Here is a 10,588-nt window from a genome sequence, read left to right as displayed (position 1 = left end):
CCGCGCGCGATCTCGCTGGGCTATGACGTCGACCGCTTCAAGCTGACCGCCTTCGTGCTGTCGGCGGCGCTGTCGGGACTGGCCGGCTCGGTCAAGGCACTGGTGCTGGGCTTTGAGACGCTCAGCGACGTGCACTGGTCGATGTCCGGCATGGTTATCCTGATGACGCTGCTGGGAGGGCTCGGCACGCTCACCGGGCCGATCATCGGCGCGTTTGTTGTGATCGCGCTGGAGAACAAGCTTGGCGAACTGGGCAGCTACCTTGCGGCGGTGACGGGCATCGACTGGTTCAACGGGCTCGGTGAATCGGTGTCGATGGTGACGGGCATCATCTTCATCGTGTGTGTGCTGACCTTCCGCAAGGGGATTGTGGGCAGTCTGGGGCGACGCCCCGGTTGGCATGCGAATCTTTTGAAGAATCATCCAAAAATTTAGGCCATGTCTGATTGATCCCCACCGCCAATTTCGGCTCAATGGTACTCGGAGAAAAAGCCATTTCCAACCGGGGATCCATGGTGCAAGACATGAAAATCAAGGAGATCTTTCGCAACTCGAAAGCAATTATTTGCTTCCCCGTAAAATGAGGATACTGAGAGCAGTCATCGGCGCTATGACTGGCGCCGTCCTGGCTACGCTTGCTGCTTGGGGCGGGTTATATCTCTTCGGCGTTGTATTTTTGCGCGGGACAGGAAGTTTGTTCGACACGAATCAGCATGCAGCCAATCTGTTCTTTGTTGGCTGGTTCGTGTCTATGGTCGCAGCCTCATTAATTGGTGGATGGCTTGGATATTCATCCGGGCGAAGATAGGGCATCACATCCACTATTTTCCAAGCGTATACATGCGCCGCCCCATGCTTCCATCATGGCGCGGCGCTGTTCGAGCACGGTGGCCCCTATCCCGCAAATGGGAGAGGGGAGAAGACACCCCCGCACCCAGGCTCAGGCCTTGGCCAATGCCAGCGACGCACCCGGCGCGACCGACACCTTTGCGCCGAGATGCTGGGCAACGACCCCCGCCACCATATCCGCCGTCACCGCCGACAAGGTCCACCCAAGGTGCCCGTGCCCGGTGTTATAGAAGATGCATGCCGCCCGCCCGCGCCCCACGCGCGGCAGCATGTCCGGCATCATCGGCCGCAGCCCGGCCCAAGGCACCACGCTGCGCGTGCTGACGCCGGGGAAGCACTGCTGCACCCATTCCACCAGCGGGCGGATGCGGTCGGCGCGGATATCGCGGTTGTAGCCGTTGAACTCGGCGGTGCCGGCCACGCGGAAGCGGTCGTCGCCCAGGCGGCTGGTGACCAGCTTGGTTTCGTCGTCGAGCAGGCTGACCACCGGTGCGGCGGCGCGGCTGGCCTCGTCGGTCAGGTTGACCGTGATCGAATAGCCCTTGACCGGATAGATGTTGACGCGGTCGCCCAGCCCCGCGGCCAGCGCGCGGCTGGCGGTGCCGGCGCAGATCACGGCGCCGTCGAAGGTGGAAGTGGCCGTGTCGGCGCCGTCCTGCACGGTCACGGTGGCGCGCCTGCCGTCGGTCTTCACCGCCCGCACGTCCTGGCCGTACAGGCAGCGCACGCCCAGCCGATCGATGGCTGCCGCCAGGCCGCTGGTGAACTTGTGGATGTCGCCGGTGGAATCGCTCTCGGTGAAGTAGCCGCCGTAGTACGACCCGGCCAGCGTCGGCTCGATCGCGCGCATCTCCTCGGGCGTCACGGCGCGCCGCTCCAGCCCGCCCTGCGCCAGCAGCGCCGAGACCCGGCCGGCATGGTCGAAGCCGGCCTTGTCGCGGTAGATATGGAGGATGCCTTCCTTCTTCAGGTCGAAATCGATGCCTTCCTGCGCCGCCCAGGCGAACAGGTGCTCGCGCGCCGCAATGGCCAGGCGCACGGTCTCGATGGTGTTGCGGCGGTAGTGGGGGATCGCGGCGATGAACTCGGCGAACCAGGACAGCTTGTGCCAGCTGGGCCGGGGATTGAGCAGCAGCGGGGCGTCGTTGCGCAGCATCCACTTCATGCCCTTGACGATGGTCGACCAGTGGGTCCAGACCTCGGCGTTGGAGGCCGACAACTGGCCGCCGTTGGCGAACGAAGTCTCCATGGCGGCATAGCGGTGCCGTTCGAACAGCGTGACGGAGAATCCGCGCCGGGCCAGCGCGTAGGCCGTGGTGACACCCGTGATGCCACCGCCGATGACAGCGATTGATTTCATGATCTGCAGGTTCCAGGAACGTCGATGGTAGGAGTCCGGACGCAATATGCGTGGCGGACGCCCCCTCTGTTCTGGACCTGAGAGATTCACGACACCCGGCCGCGAGGGCGGGGCGCGCTTGCTCCTTCGGTATGCCGGCTGACGATAGCTTCCGGCATTCTTCAGAGTGCACTGACTGGGGATGCCGGTCCTTTTGCCTGAGAGTTTCCGGGGCGGTTGCTCCTTCGGCGCTGGCCGCGGCGGGCGCCGCGACAGTCTCTCCCTGCATCACATTGGCTTGACGCCAATCAGGGCAATGTAGTGACAAGGCTCGACGTTGGATATGCGGGTTAACACTTAGGGGGCTGCCGCCCGCGTCGCTATGTCGCATCGGCCTGCATCCCCGTGCCCCATAAAATGTCAGCGCTCGCTCTCGGGGAGAAGCGCCGTATGCTGCGCTCATGTGGGGTGAGCCAAAAAAGACGACAACAAGGTTTTCCAGTGAAGAAAAATCGCATTGCACTGGCCGTTTCGGCGGTACTGATGGGCCCCACCGTCGCCGCCGCCCAGGTGGTGGACGCGCCCGAGCCGCTGCAGGAGGTGGTGGTCTCGGCCAAGTCGGAGCGCGGCGAGACGCCGGCCATACCGCCCAACACGCCCTCGCCGGCCTACGGCATCAGCAGCCGCCGCATGGCCGACTTCAATGTGGTGAACACGGAAGACGCCCTCAAATACGCGCCCAACCTCGCCGTACGCAAGCGCTTTATCGGCGATATGAACTCGATCATCTCGGTGCGCAGCACCAGTTCGCGCCAGTCGGCGCGGGGGCTGGTCTATGCGGACGGCCTGCTGCTGTCCAACCTGCTGGGATCGGACTTCAGCTTCCCGCCGCGCTGGTCGCTGGTCAACAGCGCCGAGATCGAGCGCATGGACGTGCTGTACGGCCCGTATTCGGCGCTCTATCCCGGCAACTCGCTGGGTGCGACGGTGCTGATCACCACGCGCACGCCGGAGAAGTTCGAGGGCGATGCCAGCGTGCAGCTGTTCACGCAGCGCTTCAGCCTGTATGGCACGCACGACAACTTCAACGGGGTCCACGCCAACGCCTATGTGGGTGACCGCGTCGGCCCGTTCTCGTGGCTGGTCAGCGTGGACCGGCAGGACAGCAAGAGCCAGCCGCTGAGCTTCTATACCGCGGCGCGCTCCACAGCCCGTGCCACTTCCGCCGACAAGCCGGTCACCGGCGCCCACTTCGACCAGGACCAGACCGGACGCGACCGCGTGGTGATGGGCGTGAACAGCGAGGGCGTCACCCACACGGTGCAGGACCAGCTCAAGCTCAAGCTTGGCTACGACATCACCAATACCCTGCAGGCGCAGTTCACTGCCGCCTACTGGCAGCAGGACCGCTCCAGCGCCACCGGCAGCTACCTGCGCGATGCCAGTGGCAACGTGGTGTCGAACGGTCCCGTCAATATCGGCGGCTACCAGTATGTGATTCCCGCCAACGCCTTCGCCCCGAGCAATGGCGAGGACGCGCGCTGGCTCTATGGCCTGTCGCTGCGCACGCGCAACGAGACCGGCTGGAATTTCTCGGGCGTGGCGTCGCTGTTCGATGTCAGCAAGGACATCAGCCGCAGCGCCAACACCGCCGGCAACGGGCCCGGCACCGTGACCTATGGCGACGGCACCGGCTGGCGCACGCTCGACCTGAAGGCCGACTACCGCCCGCAGCAGCTGCAGGGCGGGCACTGGGTCACGTTCGGCTACCACTACGACAACTACCGGCTGACCAACACCACCTACAACACCTCGGACTGGCAGGCGGCCACCATTACCGCCTTCAACAACGCCTTTGCCGGCAAGACCGAGACCCAGGCGCTGTATGCGCAGGACGCCTGGTACTTTGCCGAGGACTGGAAGCTGATCCCCGGCGTGCGCTATGAACACTGGCGCGCCTATGACGGCAGCCGCAGCCAGCCCGGCGTGGATATCGGCTACCCGGTGCGCGGCGAATCCAACTGGTCGCCCAAGCTGGCGCTGGAGAAGGCCTTCGGGCAGGACTGGCTGGGCCGGTTGTCGCTGGGCCAGGCCTATCGCTACCCGACTGTCAGCGAGCTGTTCCAGGGCCGCATCACCGGGACCGCGCTGATCAATAACGATCCCAACCTGCGGCCCGAGCGATCGTTCTCGAAGGACCTGACCTTCGAGCGCACGTTGGATTCGTCGTACTTCCGGGTCTCGGTGTATGAGGACGATATCCGCGATGCCCTGGTCAGCCAGACCAACACCACGGTATTCCCGACTGTCACCAGTTTCCAGAACGTCGACCGCGTGCGCACCCGCGGCATCGAGCTGGCCTATGACGCGCGCGATGTCTTCTTCAGCGGCTTCGACCTGTCGGCCAGCGGGGCCTACAACCATTCGAAGACGCTTGAGAACGCCAACAACCCGGCCTCGGTGGGCAAGTACTTCTACCGCATCCCCAAGTGGCGGGCCAACCTGATGGGCACCTATCGCATCACGCCGGCCTGGGCCGGCACGCTGGCCATGACCTATTCGGGGCGGCAGTACAATACGCTCGACAATTCCGACGTCAATCCCGACACCTTCGGCGGCACCAGCAGCTTCCTGACCTTTGATGTCAAGCTGACGTACCGGCCCGCGAAGAACGTGCGCCTCGGGCTTGGCATCGATAACCTTACCGACCAGCGCTACTACGTCTACCACCCATATCCGGGCCGGACGTTCTACGCCGAGGCGAAACTTTCCTTCTGAGCACGTGAACAGGCTGACCACAACCATGCAAGGCGTTCGCCCCGGTTTCCGCTTGATCGTTGCCGGGCTGATGATGGCCGGTGCCGCGCTGGCCGCGACCGCCCAAACGCACGGCGATCACGCCGGCCACGGCAGCCAGGCCAAGACCGCGAAGATGAGCGAGCTGGGCACCGGCGCGGCCTTCGATCGCAAGGGCAAGCTGTGGGTCGCCTACAAGGACGGCCCTTACGTCGCGGTACGTGCATCGACCGACTACGGCCGCAGCTTCGGGCCGGCGCAGCATGTCAACAGCGTGCCAGAGCAGGTCGCCGCCGATCACGAAAGCCGGCCCAATGTGGCCGCGGGGCGCGACGGCGAGATCTACGTCACCTGGACCCAGCCGCTGCCCAAGCCGTGGACCGGCTTTATCCGCTTTGCGCGTTCCACCGATGGCGGCAAGTCCTTTGCCGAACCGCTGACGGTGCATGCCAACCGCGACCAGATTGCCCACCGCTTCGACGCCATCGCGGTGGACAACGCCGGGCGCGTCTTTGTCAGCTGGATCGACAAGCGCGACGTGGTCGCCGCCGAGGCGCGCAAGCAGCCGTACGCCGGCGCCGCGGTCTACTACGCGGTTTCGGCCGACCAGGGCAAGACCTTCCAGGGCGACTACAAGATCGCCGACCAGTCGTGCGAATGCTGCCGCATCGCGCTGTCGCCCACGCCCGACGGCAAGATGCTGGCGCTGTGGCGCCATGTATTCCCGCCCAATGCGCGCGACCACGCGCTGGCGCTGCTGGGCACCGACGGCAAGGCCACGCCGATGCAGCGCGCCACCTTCGACGACTGGCGCATCGACGCCTGCCCGCACCACGGCCCCGGCGCTTCGGTGGCGCCCGATGGCACGGTGCATATGGTCTGGTTCAATGTGCGCGAAGGCAAGCCCACGGTCTCGGTGGGGCGCTGGAAGGACGGCAAGCTGCAGGCACAGCGCCCGCTGGATGACCCGCGCGCGCAGCATGCCGACATCGTCGCGCTGAACGACAACGAGATCGCGGTGACCTGGAAATCGTTCGACGGCCAGCAGACACGCCTGTCGGCGATGTTGTCGCACGATGGCGGCAAGACCTGGGAGACGCGCAAGCTGGCCGGCACGGAGCGCGACTCGGACCAGCCGCACCTGCTGCAGCATGCCGGCCGCGCCTACGTGCTGTGGCGTTCCGAGGCCGAGGGCTTCCAGGTGTTCCCGCTGGGCAAGGAGGGCGCATGATGCCATCCCGCCGCAAGCTGCTCGCCGCTGCCGTCCTGACCCTGGCGATGACTGCCGCCAATGCCGGCAGTGCGCCGGCCGACCGCGTTGCCGTGTTCGCATCGGCCAGCGCCACCCAGCTGGCAGCCAGCCAGCAGGGCAAGCCCTTTGTGCTGGTGGTGTGGTCGCTCGACTGCGTCTATTGCAAGCGCAACTTCGACGCCATCGGCAAGCTGCGCGCGCAGCACCGGGACCTGCGCGTCGTCACGCTGGCGACGGACAACCCCGACGCGCTGCCGCAGGTGCAGCAACTGCTCCAGCGCGTCAGGCTCACGCGCAACGCCTGGGTATTCGGGCACGAGCCGCAGGAGCGGCTGCGCTATGCGGTCGATCCGGACTGGATGGGCGAGATGCCGCGCACCTACTTCTATCGCGCCGATGGCCGGCGGCAGGGCGTGTCCGGCGTGATCAGCGACGCGGACTGGGACAAGCACCTGCGCTGGGCTGGTATCGCCGGCTGAGGCTGCGCCGGAGCGGCTGTCCGTTCAATCCGGCTTGATCCCCGCGCGCGCAATGATCGGCTTCCAGCGCTGCTGTTCCTGCGCGATAAAGCGCGCGAACTCCGCCGGTGTGTCGCCCACGACAATCGCCGCATCCGCGCTCAGGCGCTCGACCGACGACTTGCTCTTCACTGCTTTCACGGTGGCGTCCGCCAGCTTGTCGGCGGCCGCCTGGGGCAGAGATGCCGGTGCCAGCAGGCCATACCACTGCGTCATTTCGAAGCCGGGATAGCCTTGTTCGGCAACCGTTGGCACGTCAGGCAGCTGGGGAATGCGCTGGGTCGTGCCGGTGGCGATGCAGCGCAACTTGCCGGCCTTGATGAACTGGATGATCGCGGGCGCGCCGACGGAGGCCGCGTCCAGCCGTCCGGACAACAGGTCAGTGATCTGCGGGCCGCTGCCGCGATACGGCACATGGGTGATGAAGGTGCCGGTCGCGGCCTTCAGGTATTCAAAGGCCAGGTGGCCGGCGCTGCCGTTGCCGGCCGAACCGTAATTCAGCTTGCCTGGTTTGCTCTTGGCCAGCGCCACGAACTCCTTCAGGTTCTTCGCGGGCACGTCGGGGTGGACCACATACAGGCTCGGCACCTTGGACAGCAGCGAGATCGCGCGGAAGTCCTTGATGGGGTCGTAGGGCAGCTTCGGGAAGATAAACGGATTGACCGCCAGCGTGCCGATATGGCCGAGGATCAGCGTGTGGTTGTCATCGGCGCGCGCGACTTCGCCCATCGCGATATTGCCGGCCGCGCCGGGCTTGTTCTCGACGAACACTGACACGCCGAGCAGCTTGGTCAGCTCCGCCGCGGTGGAGCGCGCCACGATCTCCGAGCTGCCGCCCGGCGCGAACGGCACCACCAGTCGGATCGGCTTGGCCGGCCAGGCCTGGGCACGCGCCAGCGTTGGCGCCAGCGCGCACGCGCCCAGTGCGGCGGTGGTCTTGAGCAGATGGCGGCGAAGAGGATTGAAGCTGGTCATGTGTGTCTCCTGGACGTTCTTTAACTGGGCCGTGGTAGGGCAATGGTGGTGTTGGCGGCGCTATTCGGGCTTGATGTTGCCGTCCCGGATGACCTTGGCCCATAGCCGGGCCTGCCCGTCGATGAATTGCCGTGCCTGTGCTGGCGGCGCCGCCACGACCTCGCCGCCCAGCTCGGCCACGCGTTGCCGGATCTCGGGGCTGGTCATGACTTTCTGCAGGGCGTCAGCGAGCTTCGCTGCGATCGGGTCCGGCGTTGCGGCGGGCAGGAAGGCCGCGTTCCATTCATAGACCTCGTAGCTCGCCACGCCGGCTTCCTGCATGGTGGGCACGGACGGCAATGCCTGGCTGCGGGCATGGCTGGTCACTGCCAGCGGCTTCAGCTTGCCGGCCTTGATGTGCTGCAGGCTCGACGCCACGTTGGCAAAGAACAGCGGCACCTGGCCGGCGATGACATCGGTCATGGCGGGGCCGCCGCCCTTGTAGGGCACGTGCAGTAGGTCGACCCCCGCGCGCTGCTCGAACAGCACGCCGGCCAGATGCTGCGCCGAGCCATTGCCCGAGGACGCAAAGGCGACCGAGCCTGGCTTTTGCCTGGCCATGGCCAGGACGTCGCTGACCTTGCTGGCGGGAAAGCTCGCCGTGGCCACCAGCACATTGGGATAGCGCGCCAGCACGCCGACCGGCCGGAAGGCCTTGTCCGGATCGTAGGGCAGGCGCGGATAGAGGCTGGGATTCACCGCATAAGAGGAGGCATCGACCATCATCGTGTAGCCGTCCGGCGCGGCCTTGGCGACATAGGCGGCACCGATCTGGCCGCCGGCACCCGGCCGATTCTCGACGATGACGGTCTGGCCCAGCTCGCGCCCGAGACCCGGGGCGATCAGCCGTGCCATCAGGTCCGCGCCGCCGCCCGGCGGATACGTCACCACGATCGTGATGGGCCGTGACGGCCAGGCCGCGGCGGTGTCGGCGGCCTGCACCTGCGTGGTGGTGGTGATCATGGCAGCGATCGTGGCGGCGATCGCATGGCGTGCGTGCATGGGTCTGTCTCCTCGGGTGCGGTCCGTCAGCGGACGTCCGCGGTATAGCGAAAGGCAAAGGCGTCGCCCCGCGTCAGCCGGTATTCGATGCAGTTGCCGCCCAGGTCGAAGGCATGCCGGGTCACGACTGCGCACGGGTGCGCATCCGGCAAGTCCAGCAAGGCGGCCTCGTCTGCCGCCAGCGTGCGGAAGGTCACTTCGTCAACGGCGCGATGGACCGTGATGCCGCAGGCGCTGCCCAGCAGCGGGTAGAGCAGGTCGCCCCATTGCGCCGGCGGGAGTTGCTGCAGGGCTTCGCAGCGCGGCAGCGGCAGCCAGATCGATTCCAGCAGCCGGGGCGTGTCCTCCAGCCAGCGGCGGCGTGAAATTGCCAGCCCGCGCGCGCCCGTCGGCAGCCCGAAGCGGGTTGCCATGGCCTTGTCCAGGCGCACGGCGCGGCACGACAGGATTTCCGAGCGCGGCACCGCCGGCGCGCCATCTGCGCCGCCGAAGCGGAAAAACCGCATCAGGCTGGCCCCGCTCAGTCCCTTGCGCACGAAGGTGCCCTTGCCTTGCACGCGCTCCAGCAGGCCCTGCTGGACCAGCACGGCGATGGCCTGCCGGATGGTGCCCAGCGCAATGCCGAACTCCTTGGCCAGCGCGCCTTCCGCAGGGATGGCGCTGCCGGGCGTCCACGCGCCGGAAACGATCTTTGCCTGCAGTTCCGCCGCAATCTGGCCGTAGCGGCTCAGGCCCGCGGCGGTGGTTGTAGTCTGGAGCAGCGCATTGTCTGGCATGCCGAACCCGTGCTAAATTGATGTCAATGTCGATGTCCTCTAGAGGACTAGAATACTGACGCGGGTTCGGATGCCATATCCGGATATACCCGCGCCACTGAGCCGCGCCACGGAGGGGCTGACTGATGAGCAAGCGCGCTTTGCCGCTGGTGGATACCCACTTCCACGTCTTCGATGCCGGGGTGGCCGCGCCATCGGCCCGCTACCGGCCGCCCTATGCCGCCGACCTGAAGGACTGGCACGCCCGGCTTGCGGGGTTGGGGGACCTGTATGGGGTGGTGGTGCAGACCAGTTTTCTCGGCACCGACAATGCGGCGCTGATGGCCGCGCTGCAGGCCATGCCCGGGCGCTTGCGCGGCGTTGCGGTGGTCGACCCGGAAGTGACGGACCAGGAACTGGTCACATTGCACGGCGCCGGCGTGCGGGGCATCCGCCTGAACCTGTATGGCGATCCGGACTGGCAGCGCATTGCCACCGCGCCGTGGCGCGGGCTGTTCTCCCGGATCGCGGGGCTGGGCTGGCATGTCGAACTCCATACCAGCAACGGTGACGGTGCCATGGTGCTGGCGCAGCTTGACGCGGCCCTTGGCGATGCCGGCGCGCCGGTCGTGCTTGATCACTTTGGCCGGCCCGGCCCCGCAGGAACCGCGGATGCGATCTTCGACGTGGCCACTGCCGTGCGCGCGCGCCGCCAGGTCTGGGTGAAAATCAGCGCGCCGTACCGGCTTGCATCCCCTCAGGACTGGCACGGGCTTGCGCAGCGATGGCGCGAAGTCGTGGGGGATGACCGCTTGCTGTGGGGCAGCGACTGGCCATGGACCAATCACGAGACGCCGGCTCGGGTCGACGAGTGCCGGATGCTTGCCGCATGGCAGGGGCAAGGGGTGCCCGGTGACGGCGAGGAGGCCGGTGCGGCCTTGTCCGCTGCGCTCCGGTGGCGGAACGCCGCAGCGTTGTACGGGTTTGCGGTGAAGAGGTAGCGGCCGACTTGCGCCGCCGGCGTCAATCCGGCGCTAGCACTCCTGGAATCGCCGCCACCAGC

General features: G+C 66.5%; 9 protein-coding genes and 2 riboswitches. Of the genes, 5 read left to right on the top strand and 4 right to left on the bottom strand.

The window, feature by feature from the left end:
* The coding region (locus tag AC07UK_RS11045; RefSeq protein ID WP_494685693.1) for an ABC transporter permease subunit at nt 1–435 on the top strand (435 nt) is incomplete at its 5' end.
* A gap of 505 nt (nt 436–940) precedes the next feature.
* Here AC07UK_RS11045 and AC07UK_RS11040 read toward each other — a convergent pair.
* Entirely contained in the window at nt 941–2,257 is a 1,317-nt protein-coding gene (locus AC07UK_RS11040) for a D-amino acid dehydrogenase (RefSeq protein ID WP_494685697.1), read from the bottom strand.
* A gap of 8 nt (nt 2,258–2,265) precedes the next feature.
* Nucleotides 2,266–2,384: riboswitch (glycine riboswitch) on the bottom strand.
* A riboswitch (glycine riboswitch) is annotated at nt 2,385–2,483 on the bottom strand.
* Nucleotides 2,484–2,638: 155 nt separating this feature from the next.
* Between AC07UK_RS11040 and AC07UK_RS11035 the strand changes: the two genes are divergently transcribed.
* The 3 genes from AC07UK_RS11035 to AC07UK_RS11025 are packed head-to-tail and all read left to right on the top strand — an operon-like array spanning nt 2,639 to nt 6,715.
* On the top strand, nt 2,639–4,966 hold the full coding sequence (locus tag AC07UK_RS11035) for a TonB-dependent receptor (RefSeq protein ID WP_494685692.1): 2,328 nt from the start codon (nt 2,639–2,641) through the stop codon (nt 4,964–4,966).
* Nucleotides 4,967–4,991: 25 nt separating this feature from the next.
* Nucleotides 4,992–6,215 (top strand): sialidase family protein, encoded by a 1,224-nt coding sequence (locus AC07UK_RS11030; RefSeq protein ID WP_494685691.1) that lies wholly within the window; start codon nt 4,992–4,994, stop codon nt 6,213–6,215.
* Entirely contained in the window at nt 6,212–6,715 is a 504-nt protein-coding gene (locus AC07UK_RS11025; protein ID WP_494685690.1) for a TlpA family protein disulfide reductase, read from the top strand. Before AC07UK_RS11030 ends, AC07UK_RS11025 begins: the two co-directional genes overlap by 4 nt.
* Nucleotides 6,716–6,739: 24 nt before the next feature.
* Here AC07UK_RS11025 and AC07UK_RS11020 read toward each other — a convergent pair whose 3' ends face one another.
* From AC07UK_RS11020 to AC07UK_RS11010, 3 genes are read right to left on the bottom strand one after another with little or no spacing between them, the layout of a single operon-like run.
* Nucleotides 6,740–7,729 carry a Bug family tripartite tricarboxylate transporter substrate binding protein gene (locus AC07UK_RS11020; protein WP_494685689.1) on the bottom strand — a complete coding sequence of 330 codons (990 nt, stop codon included), beginning with the start codon at nt 7,727–7,729 and terminating at the stop codon, nt 6,740–6,742.
* A gap of 60 nt (nt 7,730–7,789) precedes the next feature.
* Nucleotides 7,790–8,770 carry a tripartite tricarboxylate transporter substrate binding protein gene (locus AC07UK_RS11015; protein ID WP_494685688.1) on the bottom strand — a complete coding sequence of 327 codons (981 nt, stop codon included), beginning with the start codon at nt 8,768–8,770 and terminating at the stop codon, nt 7,790–7,792.
* 26 nt (nt 8,771–8,796) lie between these two features.
* Nucleotides 8,797–9,546: a GntR family transcriptional regulator gene (locus AC07UK_RS11010; RefSeq protein ID WP_436224085.1), complete on the bottom strand. Its 750-nt coding sequence runs from the start codon at nt 9,544–9,546 to the stop codon at nt 8,797–8,799.
* Nucleotides 9,547–9,671: 125 nt separating this feature from the next.
* On the opposite strand from AC07UK_RS11010, the gene AC07UK_RS11005 reads away from it, so the two are divergent.
* On the top strand, nt 9,672–10,526 hold the full coding sequence (locus tag AC07UK_RS11005) for an amidohydrolase family protein (protein WP_494685687.1): 855 nt from the start codon (nt 9,672–9,674) through the stop codon (nt 10,524–10,526).
* Nucleotides 10,527–10,588: the final 62 nt, after the last annotated feature.

The organism is Cupriavidus sp. GW821-FHT07C08 (genome assembly GCF_059419025.1).
Note: the sequence above shows the minus strand (reverse complement) of the source record. Positions and strands in the feature narration are given on the sequence as shown.